Source organism: Corynebacterium glucuronolyticum DSM 44120 (genome assembly GCF_030440595.1).
Lineage (GTDB): Bacteria > Actinomycetota > Actinomycetes > Mycobacteriales > Mycobacteriaceae > Corynebacterium > Corynebacterium glucuronolyticum.
Window position 1 is genome coordinate 525,998 of record NZ_CP047452.1, and the last position, 16,781, is coordinate 542,778.

At 61.5% G+C, this 16,781-nt stretch carries 13 protein-coding genes; 10 read left to right on the forward strand and 3 right to left on the reverse strand.

Features of this window, described 5'->3' with window-relative positions:
• Position 1 precedes the first annotated feature (1 nt).
• From rpsK to rplQ, 4 genes are all read left to right on the forward strand, one after another.
• Complete coding sequence (rpsK, locus tag CGLUCO_RS02510) at positions 2–403, forward strand: 30S ribosomal protein S11 (RefSeq protein WP_005390475.1); 402 nt, start codon at positions 2–4, stop codon at positions 401–403.
• A 21-nt stretch (positions 404–424) separates the two neighbouring features.
• Positions 425–1,030, forward strand: coding sequence for a 30S ribosomal protein S4 (gene rpsD, locus CGLUCO_RS02515; protein WP_005390474.1), 606 nt, complete (start codon positions 425–427; stop codon positions 1,028–1,030).
• Between the two features lie 88 nt (positions 1,031–1,118).
• Positions 1,119–2,135 (forward strand): DNA-directed RNA polymerase subunit alpha, encoded by a 1,017-nt coding sequence (locus tag CGLUCO_RS02520; RefSeq protein WP_005390473.1) that lies wholly within the window; start codon positions 1,119–1,121, stop codon positions 2,133–2,135.
• Between the two features lie 76 nt (positions 2,136–2,211).
• Positions 2,212–2,736, forward strand: a complete 525-nt coding sequence (gene rplQ / locus CGLUCO_RS02525) for a 50S ribosomal protein L17 (protein ID WP_084036627.1) — start codon at positions 2,212–2,214, stop codon at positions 2,734–2,736.
• Between the two features lie 156 nt (positions 2,737–2,892).
• Here the strand turns inward: rplQ and CGLUCO_RS02530 are convergent, their stop codons facing one another.
• Positions 2,893–3,657, reverse strand: coding sequence for a hypothetical protein (locus tag CGLUCO_RS02530; RefSeq protein WP_143336926.1), 765 nt, complete (start codon positions 3,655–3,657; stop codon positions 2,893–2,895).
• 180 nt (positions 3,658–3,837) lie between these two features.
• Here CGLUCO_RS02530 and CGLUCO_RS02535 point away from each other — a divergent pair, with 180 nt between their 5' ends.
• From CGLUCO_RS02535 to eccB, 4 genes are all read left to right on the forward strand, one after another.
• Complete coding sequence (locus CGLUCO_RS02535; protein WP_084036629.1) at positions 3,838–4,044, forward strand: YgaP family membrane protein; 207 nt, start codon at positions 3,838–3,840, stop codon at positions 4,042–4,044.
• A 48-nt stretch (positions 4,045–4,092) separates the two neighbouring features.
• Complete coding sequence (gene truA, locus CGLUCO_RS02540; protein ID WP_084036693.1) at positions 4,093–4,947, forward strand: tRNA pseudouridine(38-40) synthase TruA; 855 nt, start codon at positions 4,093–4,095, stop codon at positions 4,945–4,947.
• A 372-nt stretch (positions 4,948–5,319) separates the two neighbouring features.
• Positions 5,320–7,701: a DUF6541 family protein gene (locus tag CGLUCO_RS02545; protein WP_232622042.1), complete on the forward strand. Its 2,382-nt coding sequence runs from the start codon at positions 5,320–5,322 to the stop codon at positions 7,699–7,701.
• A gap of 353 nt (positions 7,702–8,054) precedes the next feature.
• Complete coding sequence (gene eccB, locus CGLUCO_RS02550) at positions 8,055–9,380, forward strand: type VII secretion protein EccB (protein WP_084036631.1); 1,326 nt, start codon at positions 8,055–8,057, stop codon at positions 9,378–9,380.
• Here eccB and CGLUCO_RS02555 read toward each other — a convergent pair.
• Positions 9,346–10,674: a S8 family serine peptidase gene (locus tag CGLUCO_RS02555; protein ID WP_084036632.1), complete on the reverse strand. Its 1,329-nt coding sequence runs from the start codon at positions 10,672–10,674 to the stop codon at positions 9,346–9,348. The two genes, eccB and CGLUCO_RS02555, sit on opposite strands and share 35 nt — an antisense overlap.
• The gene (gene eccD / locus CGLUCO_RS02560; protein ID WP_232621894.1) at positions 10,674–12,116 is read right to left on the reverse strand and encodes a type VII secretion integral membrane protein EccD; all 1,443 of its coding nucleotides are present in this window, start codon (positions 12,114–12,116) and stop codon (positions 10,674–10,676) included. Before eccD ends, CGLUCO_RS02555 begins: the two co-directional genes overlap by 1 nt.
• Between eccD and CGLUCO_RS02565 the strand changes: the two genes are divergently transcribed.
• Both CGLUCO_RS02565 and eccCa read left to right on the forward strand, forming a co-directional pair.
• The gene (locus CGLUCO_RS02565) at positions 12,115–12,330 is read left to right on the forward strand and encodes a hypothetical protein (RefSeq protein WP_005394894.1); all 216 of its coding nucleotides are present in this window, start codon (positions 12,115–12,117) and stop codon (positions 12,328–12,330) included. The two genes, eccD and CGLUCO_RS02565, sit on opposite strands and share 2 nt — an antisense overlap.
• A gap of 405 nt (positions 12,331–12,735) precedes the next feature.
• Positions 12,736–16,767, forward strand: coding sequence for a type VII secretion protein EccCa (eccCa, locus tag CGLUCO_RS02570; RefSeq protein ID WP_084036633.1), 4,032 nt, complete (start codon positions 12,736–12,738; stop codon positions 16,765–16,767).
• The last annotated feature ends 14 nt before the right edge of the window (positions 16,768–16,781 follow it).

Genomic DNA, 16,781 nt, shown 5'->3' on the forward strand with positions numbered 1-16,781 from the left:
CATGCCTCCAAAGTCTCGTGCCGGCCGCCGTACTGGCCGCCGGATTCAGAAGAAGAACGTGGCTCAGGGCCACGCATACATCAAGTCCACGTTTAACAACACCATCGTGTCCATCACGGACCCGTCGGGCGCTGTGATTTCCTGGGCATCCTCCGGCCACGTTGGCTTCAAGGGTTCCCGTAAGTCCACTCCGTTCGCCGCACAGATGGCTGCCGAGAACGCTGCCCGCAAGGCAATGGATCACGGCATGAAGAAGGTTGACGTGTTTGTCAAGGGCCCGGGCTCAGGTCGTGAGACCGCTATCCGCTCCCTCCAGGCAGCTGGCCTCGAGGTCACCTCGATGTCGGACGTTACGCCGCAGCCGCACAATGGCTGCCGTCCCCCCAAGCGTCGCCGGGTTTAAGTAAAGGAGAAAGGATAAGTTATGGCACGTTACACTGGCCCCGCCACACGTAAATCTCGCCGTCTCCGCACCGACCTGGTTGGTGGAGATATGGCGTTCGAGCGTCGCCCCTACCCCCCGGGACAGGCTGGCCGCGCTCGCATCAAGGAATCTGAATACCTGATTCAGCTGCAGGAGAAGCAGAAGGCTCGCTTCACCTACGGCATCATGGAAAAGCAGTTCCACCGCTACTACGAAGAGGCTGCCCGTCGCAAGGGTAAGACCGGTGACAACCTGGTCATCCTCCTCGAGTCGCGTCTTGACAACGTGATCTACCGCGCAGGTCTGGCTCGCACCCGTCGCCAGGCTCGCCAGCTGGTCACCCACGGCCACTTCCTGGTTAACGGTGTGAAGACGAACATTCCGTCTTTCCAGGTCTCCCAGTACGACATCATCGATGTCAAGGAGAAGTCCCGGAAGATGCTGTGGTTCGAAGAGGCTCAGGACGGCCTCGTCGACGCTGTCGTACCTGCATGGCTGCAGGTTGTTCCGTCCACTCTGCGTATCCTCGTGCACCAGCTGCCCGAGCGTGCTCAGATCGACATTCCGCTGCAGGAGCAGCTGATCGTCGAGTTCTACTCCAAGTAATCCTTGGAGCTAACTAGAACCCCATAATCCTTTTAATGCCACGAGGGCGCAATATAGCGGGCGCCCACCAAAGGAGAAAACAAGTTTCATGCTCATCTCACAGCGTCCAGTACTGACTGAGGAGCCGATCGATTCCGCGCGTAGCCGGTTCACCATTGAGCCGCTCGAGCCGGGCTTCGGCTACACCCTGGGTAACTCCCTTCGTCGCACGCTGCTGTCGTCCATTCCGGGCGCAGCCGTGACGTCGATCAAGATCGACGGTGTTCTCCACGAGTTCACCACGATCACGGGCGTGAAGGAAGATGTTTCTGACATCGTCCTGAACGTCAAAGGCATCGTCCTGTCTTCGGATTCGGATGAGCCCGTCGTTATGTACCTCAATAAGGAGGGCGCAGGCGAGGTTAAGGCCGGCGACATTCAGCCCCCGGCCGGCGTGGAAATCCACAACCCGGATCTCCACCTGGCAACGTTGAACGACGATGGCCGTCTGAACATGGAGCTTGTCGTTGAACGTGGCCGCGGGTACGTGCCTGCTGCTATGAACAACGATGTTGCTGAGATCGGCCGCATTCCGGTCGACCAGATTTACTCCCCGGTTCTCAAGGTCAGCTACAAGGTCGAGGCAACGCGTGTTGAGCAGCGCACCGACTTTGACAAGCTGGTTATTGATGTGGAGACCAAGAACTCCATTACCGCCCGCGATGCCATGGCATCCGCCGGTAAGACTCTCGTGGAACTGTTCGGCCTCGCTCGCGAGCTGAACACTGCGGCAGAGGGAATCGAAATCGGTGCATCCCCGCTTGAGGGCGATCACACCGCCTCGTACTCCATGCCGATTGAGGATTTGGACTTTTCCGTTCGCTCCTACAACTGCCTGAAGCGTCAGGAAATCCACACCGTCGGTGAGCTCGCTGAGTGCACCGAGTCGGACCTGCTGGATATCCGGAACTTCGGTCAGAAGTCCATCAACGAGGTAAAGGTCAAGCTCGCCGGGCTGGGCCTCACCCTGAAGGACGCTCCGGAGGACTTCGACGTCACCACCGTTGAGGGGTACGACGCGGAGTCCGGTGGATACCACGATCCGGACGCTGACGTAGACGAATAAGAAGGAAAAGGGCGGTCGAATTTGTCGGCGCGCGCTTTGACAATCTGAACTTAAACCAACACGAGGAGTTAATCCTATGCCAACCCCGAAGAAGGGACCGCGTCTCGGTGGCTCTGCCCAGAACCAGAAGCACATTCTGGCTAACCTGGCTGCGCAGCTGATCGAGCACGGCGCAATCAAGACGACGGACGCCAAGGCTAAGCTGCTGCGCCCGTACGTAGAGAAGATCATCACCAAGGCCAAGGCTGGCACGGTTGCTGATCGTCGCAACGTTCTGAAGAAGATCGCTGACAAGCAGGTTGTTGCTTACCTGTTCAACGAGCTCGCCCCCCAGTTCGAGGGCCGCGAGGGCGGTTACACCCGCATCGTGAAGCTCGGCCAGCGCAAGGGCGATGGTGCTTCCATTTCCCAGATCTCCCTGGTTCTCGAGCCCACCGTTTCCAAGGAAGCTGAGCGCGCTACCCGCGCCGCAGCCTCCAAGAAGGCTGAGAAGGCCGAGGAGACCAAGGCTGAGGAAGCCCCCGAGGTCGATGCTGAGCCCGCCACCGACGCTGAGGCTGAGGCCGAGGCTAAGGAAGAGGCCACCGAGGACGAGAAGTAATTCTCTTTCTCTTCATCCCCCGCACCACGTGTGCGGGGGATTTTTTGCTTGTCGACGCCCACACGCACCTCCCCTCACCGCTTAAGCGGGGCTTCCGCTTTGCTCGTGGAAGTAAAAACGCGCCTCAAAAGAGGCGCGTTAGAGTGTGAGGAGCGTTTAGCCAAGCATAGCCTGCAGCTGCGGGAAAGCGGCTGCAGCTACAGCGATGAGCACGGCGATGACGCCGGCCACAACAACACCAATTCCGGCGCCATTTAGTTCACCATCTTCCGTGCTGAGGGCGGAGGGCTCTTTGGAGTTGTCTGGCTTTGACGGTTTATCAGGCGTAAGCGTTGTCGTTGGAACCTTCGTGCGTTCCGGAATCTTGATATCTTCGGGTTTCCTCAGATTATCCAGCTTTGCGGAAGTAGTTGCCTCCTGAAGAAGCTTTTGGTCAGCTTCAATTTTCGCCAAGTCGTCGCTGTTAGGCTTTGTTTCATCGAAGGACCTGTTTTCAGCGCAGGCGCGTAATGCGGGAAGAAGCCCTGTTCGGATAGCCATAGCGTCTTGAACAACTTTCACGTCAGCCTTAAACCGGGCGTTCTCAGCGTTGGCCAAGGCCTTTTTGTCGTCGTAGGTAAGGCTCTCAGTATCTGGCGAAATAGGGGAGGCGTAGACACCATTGTCGAAATCCTGTCGCAGAGTCTTGAGACCCTTCTTGTCTCTTTCCAGCTCATGCGAGTACAGCGTTACGTATTCCTTAGCCTTTTCAGGAGTCATATCCTCGAAGAAGGGCAGATACGAGAACTTCTTTTCCGTGTCATTAAATCTGAAAGTGCAGGTCCCTCCCTCTACATTTACAGAAGCAGAATTAGCAACTGGTGTTAGGGCTCCAATGGTCACTGCGGTAGCAGAGACAAGAGCGAGAGCGGTTTTTCTCATGGGGGATCTCCGTAGGTGCTTTCCTGGTGGACAGGAAGAATCAAGTTTTCGCGTATTGATAGTACACGGTGTACAGCTAAAAAGCTCGGTGAAAATATTTTGTGTGCATTCGCACTCGGACAAATATGGTTCGGATGAGAATATATTTAAGGTAGAAACTACGTCTACTGAGGAGGAACTATGAAGGCGAATGAGTCGGTGGTCGACCGTGTGGTACGCGGGGGAATTGCCGCAGGAGCTGCAGGGCTGGCGCTGGGTGTCGCCAAGCCGAAATCGGCGCCGCAAATTGGGTTGCTTGCTGTGGCGGCGGTGATGGGTGCGACGGCGGCAATCGGTGCGTGCCCGATCTACAGCGCACTCGGGATATCGACCTGTAAGGCGAAGTAGAACCACGAAGGTCGGGGCGCGGTCGGGCGCCCACTACACTGTGTGGTTATGACAGTGAACCTCCGCTTCGACATTGCCTATGACGGGACAAACTTCCATGGGTGGGCAACGCAAAAAGGTGGACTCCGCACCGTACAGCAAACGATCGAGGAAGCACTGCGACTCGTGCTGCGGTTGGATGACTCCTACCAGCTCACCGTCGCAGGCCGAACTGACGCGGGGGTGCACGCCACAGGGCAGGTGGCCAACATGGTGGTGCCCGAGTCCTGTCTGGAGCAGCGCTCCATTGACGGCGACCCAGCCCGGCTTACCCGTCGGCTCAACAAACTTCTGCCTGACGATATCTCCCTGCTCGCCGTCAGTGCTGCACCGGAAGCCTTCGACGCACGATTCGGGGCACTTCGCCGCTACTACGAATATCGTGTCACCACACGTCCGGGCGGCCCCCTACCTTTGCGGAGGTTTGATACCGCTACCTGGAAAAAGCCTGTAGATATCGATGTTGTATCAGCATGTGCATCGGCCTTTGTAGGGCTGCATGACTTCGCCGCACTGTGCAAGCACAAACCTCACGCCACCACGATCCGCACCGTCGAAACGTTCACATGGGAAGACATATCAACTCCCCGTGAGCCACAGACCTACCTTGCAAAGGTCAGCGCAGATGCGTTCTGCTGGTCCATGGTGCGCTCCCTCGTCGGAGCATGTCTCGCCGTGGGGGAGGGGCGCCGGGATCTCTCATTCGCACCACACCTGCTCACCCTGAAAGAACGAGCCGCCGATGTTCCCGTCGCGTCGGCATGCGGACTGACCCTCACAGGAGTGGACTATCCCAGTGATGCGGAGCTTCCGAGCCGAGCAGAAGAGACAAGGCGCAAGCGAACAGCCGATGAAATTGAGTAGCTCAGACCTGAGTAGCTCAGACCAATGAGCGGGCACCTACTCATGGTGAGCCGGATATAGGGGTGGTTCCCGGAGGCAGGTAACTTGACATGGGGCCTTGAAAGAGGCGGTGTCGGAGAGTCGAATCCTCTCTGGGGCGCTAGCGCGTGCGTTCCCCGTGGGTGCCCCTGGCAGGGGGTTGGCTGAGGAGGCCGTACAAAGAAAGTCTTTGGCATACGGGGAGGTTAGGGGAGTTATAAGCAAAAGGCTCCGGATCTGTGGAAGGGTAAAGCGGGCACGCCTACCAAAACGCAGCGGAGTGACCGACTACGATGTCTGAGAGATAGATATCACTAACGTACAGAGAACAAACAAAGGATGTGGGGCTGCGTGATGGAAACAGCGCTTATAGCAATCGCTGTCTGTGTCATACCGGGCCTTCTCGTTAGTTGGATCTCCGGGATGCGGACACCGACATCAGCAATGTGCGCCGTGCCGGTGACCGTCGGAATGTACGGGATCGCGTCAGCTCTGTTCCACCCGTTGGGAATTTCCTTTACTCCCACAGCCGTTATTTGGTTTATCGTTCTCGTCGCTGCCCTGGCTGCACTGTGGAGAGGTGCTTTCTATTTCGGGCGACGCCACCGTGCGAAGAACTTCTCTCTCGTTCCCGATAGTCAACATGTTGGTCAACCACCAGCAATCCCAGCCGCCAGTGCTGCACGTCGTGCCTCCGACTTCGTGCGCCTCAACCCGGCGTGGCGGCCAGGATCCATTTCGGATCAGCGGTGGCTGTTGCCCGCCGCCGGCGTGATCGCCGGCGCGTACTTCATCATGTCTCGTTCGTTTGCTGTGATCGAGCGGTCGTGGGGTGGATTGGAGAACGTGTACCAGGGTTGGGACGCACACTGGCACGCCTCCGTCGTCCGCTTCATCGGCGAGACAGGCATCGCCTCACCCACAGAGATGGGGATCCTGCAAAACGCAGAAACCGGCCATCCTCTGTACTACCCCACAGCCTGGCACTCGACGGCCTATCTCATTGGTCAGTTTGCTGATCTTTCCCCCATTGCAGCCCTCAACGTCACGTCGGTTGTGCTCGCGGGAGCGCTCTTCCCTATCTCCGCTGCAGCACTGGCATGGCGCGTCGTAGGCACGCGCGGAGTGACAAGCCAATTGGCCGCCGGTTTTGCTGCTGTACTTGTTGGCGTTGTGCCCGTTCTGTTCTGGATCGGCTACTACGTTGGGGCCTGGCCGTACCTCTCCGCCGTGGCCATGATCGGCATCGTTGTGAGCGCGTTTATGTCCGTTCCTGCGGTGCCCAAACGCGCCTTCGCCACAGCACTCGCATTCGCCGGCCTCGTGCAGACGCATCCAGCACCGGCGACACACGTGGTGATCTTCCTACTTCTGTGGTGGCTGACGAAGCTCGTGTGGAAACCCTCGCACACGCCTCGCTCCTGGCAGCAGGGTGTAGGGTTCCGCCTTCGCGATCTTGGTCTTCTTGCCCTGACAGGCGTGGCCGGCGCGCTTATTTTGCTGCCGCAGATCATCGCGGGATCGTCGCAGACCGAGGACGTCGTCAATTTCGACGACGCGGAAAGTCTGAGCATGGCCAAGGCATGGGAGACAGCGTTCAACCTTGCTACCCGCCACACCGATGAGATTGGTTTCGATTCACTTCCACTCCTCTGGGTGGGGTTGGCAGGCATGGTCATCGTGCTGGTCTGGCGGGGCAACCTGTGGGGGCCGCTGGCCTACCTGTTCAGTCTCGTCGTCACCGTCAACTCCATGCACCCCTTCACCGGGGCCTGGGGCGATGCATTCACCTTTATCGGTGGTCTGCACTACAACGGCACGCACCGCCTCATCATGCCCGTCGCGCTGCTACTCGTCGCGTACGCGAGTGCAGCCATCGCCGTCGTGGTTCGCCTCGTGTGCCTCGGGCCGGTGCGTCGCCTATCTATGCTTTCCGTCGTGCTGTCAACAATCGTCGGACTTATCGTGGGCGCGGCGCTCTGGGTCGCAGTGGATAACCGCACGGAAGGGAAGCTCGACTGGCCAATCGCGAATTCTCGTGATCAGCGCATGGTGAATAAGTATGACCTGAAAGCGTGGCGCTGGTTGGCGAATCAGCCTGGTGCGTACGAGCACCGGATTTTCTCCGACCCTGCCGACGGATCCGGATGGATGTATGCGTACAACGGCCTGCCCGCTTTCTACACCCACTACAACTGGCCGTACGCGCTATCAGATTCGGACACGACGATGTTGTACTTCCATCCCAACCTCCTGGGCGTGGGCAACTTCGGGGACCCGATGCTGCGCAACACCGTAGATGAGGCCGCCAAGAACCTCGACATCAACTACATCATTACGAGCCCGTTCAATTTCTGGGACTTCCAGAAAACCAAGGCGGAGTGGATTCCCGGCCTCGACCGGACGCCAGGCGTGACCGATGTGTACCGTGATCACAACGTGACGATCTACGTCGTCAACGAGAGGTTCACCGATGCCGAGATCACACGGATGAGAGAGTCCGGTGATTCGCCGGATCCGCTGCTTCCCGTCCCCACCAAGGGACAGATGGGGGTAGCTACGACCGATCAGGAAATTAACCAGCCGTACTACCACCGACCGGAGAAAACGATGCCGGGAAAAGCACAACAGTCCTCGACTGAGGCTGAGGTGCGTCCGAAGCCCGTTCCTGTTCCAGGGGACTTCACCCCGGATGGCATCCCGGACCATGATCCGCCACCACCGGATGCGCCCTAATCACATAACGCATGCAGTGGCCAGTGTCACGCAGGCCAGTGTCACGCACGGCGTGAAGCTCGCGAATTCCTCCTCATGAGGGGCTCGCGGGCTCTTTTGCATGTGGCTGATGCCCGATTGGCACGCCTTTTGTCATACCTATTGTCATGTCTCCTAGACATGCCTATTCGCATGCCCTGTGGGCAGGTCCGAAGGACATAGTCATTGCGCGCTTTGAGCCTTGCTTGTTCTGGGGGCTCCACACTGTGCATCCCGCTGCTCCCGTTCCCGTTGCAGCCCGATTGCTACGGGGTTAATCTGAAGCCCGATAGACAATATCGAAAGACAAAATCAGGGGAAAACAGGGGGAAAACATGGCACAACTTCTCGCGCCGACCACTAAACCGCAGGTCTCAGGGTACAAGTTCCTGGTGAGGAGGGCAGAGCACGCACTCATCTACGCCGACGCACGCATGATCCACGACCCGTTAGCCAGGCTTCGCCGCAGCCTCGCACTGGGCCTCATCGGCTGCGCGCTATTTGCACTTGGAGCAGGCGCGATGGCGATGTTCAAACCGCAGGCAGAGCCGGGGGATGCCGCCATCGTCCGGGCCGAGTCCGGCGGTTTGTACGTGCGCGTGGGGGAGGCCTACCACCCGGCGTTGAACCTCACCTCAGCGCGCCTGATCGCTGGGGAACCGGCGCAGCCTGCCCGTGCCGCCGATGAAATCTTGGCGACAAAGGAGTTCGGTCCGCCGGTGGGCATCCCCGGCGCGCCGGGTGTCCTCGCGGCGGGGGATGCGGGGGATGAATCTACCTGGTCTGCGTGTACGCGTGGCCAGGGCGAAACACAGGTGGTGGAAGGTCTTGACAATCCGCCTGCGGCCGCGCCGGGGGAATTCTTCCTGGCGCGTGTGGGTCGCGACGAGTATCTGGTGACGGCGGAGGGGCGGCGCAAGCTGCCAGCCGCCGATTCCGCAGAGGGCGCGACGGTGCGTCGCCATCTGGGCATTCCAATGTCGGCGGGTGCATGGGAGCCCTCGGCGGCGGTGCTCGACATTCTGCCGGAGCTGCCCTCTATGGAGACGCTTCCCCGCGTAGCCTCGGCGAGACTTCTGCGTGCGGGGGAAAGGGTGTGGCTCGACGATGGTGAGGGGCTCGCGCCGGTGACGGCCTTCCAGGCGGAGGTTTTGCGGGAGGTGGGGGTCGCCGAGCGTGAGGTGCCCCCGGAGACGCTGCGGGGTAGGCCGTTGTCTGAGACTGCCGTTGCCTTGCCTGCGGAACGGGGGACGTTTGTTCCGGTTCATCCAGCGGATACGGTGTGTGTGAGTCAGCGTGCGACGAGGCTTGCGGAGTCGCGGGGGTGGGGCCTCTTCGCGTCGGCGGGTACAGCTGGGGTGGCGGTGGATGCGCCCGTCATCGGTGTCCTGCCTCCCGAACGTTCGCTGCCCCCGGGCGTGGGAATTGCGGGGACGAGCGTGGCGACGAGGTTCTCTGCGACGCGGTCGGGCGGCATGGCGGTTACCGTCGGTGATGGGGTGGTCATTGTGGGGGAGACGGGCACGTATTTCCCCGTTCCGGTTGCCTCCGCCCCGGCGCTTGGCGTGGAGGATGCTACCCCGGCGCCGTGGTCGGTGGTGAGTTTGTTGCCCCGTGGTGCGGCTCTTACCGCTGAGGAGGCTTCCTCGCCGCAGCTATGATGAGGCCACCCAAGGCGAAGCCAATTAGTACGGCAAGCGGCCACCATGTGCCCGCTTCCTCCGTCGTCGTTGCACTGATCGGTTCTGGTTGGCGTGCGGTTTGCTTTTCTTCTTCAAGCTTGTCGACGCTCTCCTGCACATCCAGTGCACCCGTCACCGGATGTGCGGCCGAGTACACCAGTGCCCGCAGCTCCTCCGGCGTGGCGTGGGGGTAGCGCTCCTTCAACAGTGCGACAAACCCCGTGATCACTGGCGCTGCGAAGCTCGTTCCCTGGAATTCCGTCTTGTCCGTCGCTGTGGCGTAGCCGTGCCCACTTGTCGACGCAGCAATGCTTGCTGTCCCCGGTGCCCCCACGGGTCGCTTTCCTCCCAGGTCGAGGGAGTACTCGGCGATAACAGAAGGCGTGTTCAGAGCGCTGACGGCGATGACCGTGGGGAAATGCGCGGGGTAGCTGATGGAATCTGCGGGGCAGTCGCCGGCGATGTTGCCCGCCGCCGCGACGATGACGGCCCCCTCCCGCTCGGCGCGGTCAATAGCCTCCTGTAACACGCCGGGGGCAAGTGTCGTTGTGCGGGGCAAACACGACGAGACGGAGAGGTTAATAACGTCTGCATGATCATCCAGGGCCCGGTTAATGGCGTGGCCCAGGCTGTCGAGGGTGCCGCCGGTTTTGGTTGCGGATTGTTTGATGGCAATAAGGCGGACATCGGGGGCGACACCAACAGGCTTCTTCACATCATCCCCTCCACTGGATTTCCCTCCTCCTGCTCTTTCACCCCCACCTTCACCACTACCCCCACCCCGGCCGGAGCTTGCGGAGGCCGGGGTGCGCAGGCCAATGATGCTGGCGACAGCTGTGCCGTGGCCTTCGCAGTCTGTGAGTGCGCCGGTGGGGGAGAAAGGAGGGTCGAGGAACGTGCCGGCGTCGACAAGCTCGGGGAGGAGAGGGTGCGGGGTGATACCCGTGTCGATGACAGCGACGGTGACCCCGGCGCCGGTGGCGAAGCGGTGGGCAGCGTGGAGGGAAGCGGACAGAGCTGTGGCGCGGGCAACGTCGGATGGCCCCGCAGGAACAGGGACCGGATCGCCGTCGGGGCACGCCGACCCCTTCGGTGATGTGGGTTCCGGCGCGGAGGTGAAATCCGCTGGTGGCGTGGATTCCACCTGACTCGTTGGGCTGGGACGGGGCTCCTCCTGTGCGGATGCCTCCACGGCCATGAGCCCGAGGGTGGTGAGTAGGGCAAAAGCCAGGCAGCGCTCACCGAGGCGAGCTGGGAGGTGACGGACACGCATCAGCCCAGCCCCCGAATTGCGGCGAATACACCAGCCAGATACAGGGCGAGGGGAAGCGCGACGATCACGCAGGCGCTTTCCACCTTCTCCAACGCGGCAATGGTCGTCGGTGGAAGATGAGCGAGACGAGGAGTCCACAAACCAGCAGCGACACACACCGCCGCCAGCACGAAGGCCAGACCCGCCACGGCAGGATGGGGCTGCACATCGCCGGGATGAATCACAACAGTCAGGGCAGTGGCGACAGCGGTCCCCATCGACCATAGCCACACAGCCCACGCCCCAACGGCCGAAGCATAGCGGGTCGACTGCATGGCCAAACAGGCGACAAGGACGAGGGTGAACAGGAGCCGGAAGGGCGCGGGCTGCTCGGAAAACACCGAGAGCAGGGTCGCTGCCACGCCGAGAAGACAAGAACCGCACACCAAGCCGTCGAAAAGGCTCGTCGCCCGGCGCGCACGACTGCCCGCACCGGCGTACACCTCGGCGGGGAGATCCGTTGCAGTGAGATCCGCACCCGCTGACGGAACAGCAGGGATAGCGATCCCCGCGCTGCGCAGCGCGACAAGCGGCCCATAGATGACCGCACCGAGGGCAAGGACAGCCATAAGCGGTGCGGCCGCGACCACTGTCGGAGCTGCCAACGCACTGGAGTGCGAGGTAGTAAGCCCGACGGTGGCCGCGAGTCCGCTGAATCCAGCCCACGCGCAAACACCGAGTCCTGTGGTGATCAGGCACACGGTGACCGCACGGGGAGGACGACTGACGAGGTGGGAAAGTGCTGTGGCAAACAGCATGGCAGCCCCCGCCGTCGCCAAGCCGAGGGGAGAGATGAGCGGAGAAGCGACGTCCAGGGATGCGTCGGGTGGCGTCGCCGTCCACGTGACCCAGTTAAGCCCGGCGAGAAGCGCAAGAACCGCTGTGCCTGCGGTCATACAGGCGGTTACTGCTGGGCGCACCGCATCCTGCCAGGCCACGCGCTGCCCGGCACTGATGCCGAGGCAACAAAGCGCAGCTGCAGTCAGCGCCAGCGGGTACCCACCCAGAAGCAGCAGGAGCATGACAAAACCCGTTGCTACCGCGCATACAGAGTAGCCAGTGGCACCACTGGGACGGCGCACTTGCGTGAGCGCCTCGGTGTCGCTTGCAACTAGTGGCTCCATATCGTGGGAAGCATCCTGAACAGTGATAATGCTCCCCGGTCGGACGTTAGACCAGGCTAAGGGTGTCGAGGTGGGCACCATCCCGCCAGCCGGTGTGCGGGCTTCCCACGGGCTCACCGGAGGACTCACACCAGCGACATCACACACCTCGGGGAGGACATCGGCAAGCCGTGCCCCAGCAGGCACAGCAACATCCACATCGACGGGATGATCCCGTGTCTGGCCAACAGCAAAGCGAAAAGTTACGCGCAGCGAGTGCGTAAGAGCGTGACGGTTCATGGATAACCCCCAATGTGTCCCCGAGTACCGGAAAGGTACTGCTGAAATTTCGTCACCGGGCGCGCGCCAGCACCCCTCAGCGACAGTTCCACTGTGCGCCACAGCGATTGCGCTGTCCACCGGTGGGAAAGCACGTTCCGGAAGTGGGGGTAAAACAGATACCGCCGGCATCGCCCACGCAGGCCGTCAGTGCCCCGTGCGGACCGCCGGGTAGCCCTTAAACGATACAGGTAGCGGACGTGTTTGCGGTGCACGGCAGCACATTTGCGCAGGCGCGCGGATGAGCAGGCACGGGGGAGAGAAGACCGCTTCGCCAGGACAAGGAAAGCAAGCAGTACTACATTGACGGGCAACGGGGCATCGAGTCCCAGCCAGCCACCTGAGTAAGGCTCCAGAAAATGCGAGCAACCTGCGGGGATAGGTGGAGTGGTCAAGATGTAGGGGAGAATTATTTTGGAGGGGAATCGTGGGGACCATTGCCGCGTCAATACGGCCACTACCAGCACGAGGAGAAGACGGAGAACGCGTAGAGCCACCGCCACGCCCCACAGGTGAACTCCGCCCCGATCCCGTCCCACCGAGCAACGCACCGACACCACAACCTCTCATCCGCATCATCATGCCTGTGGTGATGGTGGCAGTGATGCTCGGAATGGTCGGCCTCATGCTCCTCGGCAGCACAAACCCGAACCCTTCCATGCTCATCTTCCCGGTCTTCATGGTGCTGAGCATGCTGATGATGTTTGCGCCCACCTCCAGCGAGGATCCGGACGAGATAAGGCGGGTATACCTCCGGCACCTCGGAGTATTAGGTGAGCAGGCGCGGGCCGTAGCCGTCGCACAGAAAGAGTACGAGGAGTTTTGCCACCCGGCGCCACATTCGCTGTGGTCACTCGTGGATTCCCCACGGCTGTGGGAACGCGTGCGTGGAGACGCAGATGTGCTCACCGTCCGTGTCGGCACAGGAGTTACGCCCCTTGCCACCCCGATTGTCATCCCCGAAATGGGTGCGCAGGAAGATCTTGACCCCGTTTGCCTCATCGCGTTTCGGCACACCGTGCAGGCCAGCCGCGCCGTCCACGGCGTGCCACTTACCGTCGACCTGACGGCCTTTCCATTTATCGGCATTGTGGAGGGAGACGAAGGCGAGGACAGCGCCCCCGGTGGAGACAGTGTGCGGGATCTGGCGCGGGCGATTATCGCATCTGCAGCATTCTTCCACGGTCCTGAACTTCTTGGCATCGACGTGTGTGGCAGATGCGCTACGGAGTGGGAGAGTGTGAAATGGTTGCCACACAACCGGGACCCGTACTCGGCACCGTGGACCATCCTCGTTGTTGACGATGTGCCAGGGGAACAGCAGGCAGCCAGTGCCGACCCGAACGTGCTAGAGACGCGAATCGCCGCCGCAGCGGGCACCGTCATCTGTATCGTCGTGGGTTCCAACTCGTCCACAGAACTGGGGCAGATGTGCTGGCAGGATGGCCTCGTCCTGTACTCGCACGGGGATCCACAGGAAGGAGAATGTGCTTCCGCTGGTGCTTCTGCCCATGCCCCCAGAAACCGTGGTGACCGCAGCTTTTCTCCCCGTGTGGGGCAGCGCACGTCGCGCGAACGCGTGTGGTCTGCAGGGGCCGGTGAGCCGAGCGCGACACATGGACGCAGCCGAACCCGCAACACGCAGCTAGGGGTGGCGACAGAAGGTGGCGAACAGGTCATTGGCCTAGCCGACGGGGTGACAGAAGCCGAATTCGATCAGCTTGTACGGGCAATTGGTGCCTACGACCGGCCGGGCAGCGGCTATGAAGCCATCGCCTCCTCCGGGGAACTGCTGCCCATGTTGGGGGTGTCCACCCCCACGCGACTACCACTCGGGCAGCTGTGGGAACGGGACGAGCACTATCTTCTCGCCGTCCCCATCGGCGCAGATGAAGAAGGCCGACCAGTGGTGCTCGACATGAAAGAATCCGCCCTTGGCGGCGTTGGCCCCCACGGCCTGTGCATTGGGGCGACAGGATCCGGAAAATCAGAACTACTGAAGACCCTCGTTGTTTCCCTGGCACTGACGCATTCGCCGGCGGATCTCAACCTCATCCTTGTGGACTTCAAGGGCGGTGCCACCTTCCTGGAACTCGGTAAGCTACCGCACACCTCGGCAGTGATCACCAACCTGGCAGAGGAACAGACACTCGTGGGGAGGATGCAGGAAGCGATCAGCGGGGAGATGAACCGCAGGCAGGAAGTTCTCCGTGCGGCGGGCAACATCCCCAACATTGGTGCGTACGCCCACAAGGCCGCCCACGACCCGAGCCTTCCCCCGTTGCCACACCTTGTCATCATCATCGACGAATTCTCTGAGCTACTTGGTCAACACCCTGACTTTGCTGAACTGTTTGTTGCTGTTGGTCGCCTTGGCCGATCCCTCGGTGTCCACCTCCTGCTCGCCTCGCAGCGGTTAGAGGAGGGGAGACTGCGCGGCCTGGATTCGCACCTGAGCTACAGAATCGGCCTCAAGACTTTTTCCGCCTCCGAATCTCGCCAGGTGATTGGTACGGCCGATGCGTACCATCTGCCGGCGAAGCCGGGCTCCGGATACATGAAAACCGATGCTGACGAACTGATCCGGTTTACCGCTTCCTACGTGTCTGGCCCCGTCAAGGAGGCCACAGTAGCAAGCGATGAAGAAGTCCGCGTGCAGCTGTTTACCGGGTGGCGGGAGGCAGATCCCGTGGGCTCCGATACGGCTGCTGAGCAAAACCAGGCCGGGACCGATGCGGGTGCCTGCGGCAATTCCGCAGACGAGGCTGATGGTGGATCCGCCACAGGCAGTCCTGCCACGGGTGGACCTGCCGGAGGTGGCTCTGCTGCAGGTGGTACTGCGGGCAATGAAGCTGTCCAAGCAAGCGACACCGCTGCAGCACCACCGGAAACCCTCGTTGACCGTGTTGTCGCAGCCTGCAGTGCAGAAGCAGAGGCACAGGAGTTGGTGGCGCACCAGGTATGGCTCCCACCGCTGCCACCGGTTGTCCCACTCGGCGCGGTGCTGGGCGGCGGCACCGCTGCTGCCGGTGGCACCGCTGCTGCCGGTGGCACCGCTGCTGTCGGGGGCACCAGTGGTGCCACCGGTTCGTCGGCAGGTCACAGCTCCCTGTCCGCCTCTGCAGAGAAGCGGGGCGGAATCGCAGCCACGATCGGCATCATCGACCGGCCCTACCAACAGCGACAAGACCCCTTCGTCCTGCCCCTGAACGGCGCGGCAGGACACCTCGCCATCTGTGGCGGACCGCAATCGGGTAAAACAACGGCCGTACGCAGCCTCGTGCTGTCCTGCGCCACGACGCACACCACCGCCGACATCGCCTTCTACATCCTCGACCTCGGCGGAGCAGACCTTGCAGAACTGTCCAGCCTGCCCCATGTCGCCGGAGTCGTCGGCAAGCAAAACAAAGAAACAGTAGACAGAGTATTTGCCGAGGTCACCCAACTCATCGACGATGCCACTACCAGCGGGGGCAGCGGTTCCCCCACACCCACGCGGGAAACATTCCTCATCATCGACGGCTTCCACATCATCCGGGCCGACTTCGAGGAGCACCTGGACACCGTCGCGCGGATCGCCTCCGACGGACTCGGTGCCGGCGTCCACCTCATCATCACCACCCACCGCTGGAGCGAACTCCGCCCCGCAATCCGCGACCTCATCGGCGGGCGCATCGAACTCCACCTCGCCGACCCACTTGACTCACTCATCGACCGCAAAGCCCAAGAACGCGTCCCCGCCCTACCCGGCAGAGGACTGACCCCCGACGGTGAATCCATGCTCATCGCCCTAAGTTCCGGCGAAGACATCCACCACGTGCACGAACTTGCAGCCGGGCAGCCGCCAGTGCCACAGCTTCGTCTCATGCCCACCACCCTCACCAGCAGCGAACTACCCGGCCCCGAGGGCGCGCCGGGTGGCCACATCACCATCCCACTCGGGATCGGCGGCGCACGACTCGCCCCGTCCATGTGGCAGCCCGGTGTTTCCCAACACCTCCTCGCCCTCGGCGCGCGGGGCTGTGGCAAAACCTCCCTCATGGAGCTCGTCGGCCAATCACTATCCTGTATCGGACGCGACGTTGCGCGGTTAATCGTCCTCGATCCGCGCCGCAGTCTCCTCGGTACCTTCCCACAAGACATGCTCGCGGGCTACGCCGCCACCGCCGACACTATGGCCACGCTGGTGGAAAACCTCGCCGTCACACTGTCCACCCGTATGCCCTCGGCGGAGGTCAGCCCACAGGAGCTCCGCGAACGCTCCTGGTGGTCGGGTCCCGATCTTTTTCTGCTTGTCGACGATTGCCATCTCATCGCCGACCACATCTTCCAGCCCCTCCACCCCTACCTGCCACACGCCCGCGATGTCGGCCTCCACATCGTGTTGAGCCGCAAAGCCGGTGCCTTCTCCCGGGCGCTCTACACGCCACTTATCAGTGGAATTATGGATGCCCAGCCAGACATCCTCATCTACTCAGCCGATCCCGCCGACGGGCCCATCGCCGGAGTGAAAACCACCGTGGCAGCCCCGGGGCGAGCCCAACTTGTGCGCGAGTCGGCGCGCGTCGGCCCCATCCAAGTCGCACTTCCGCACGCAGAAACCACACAATAAGAAACGGGGGAACC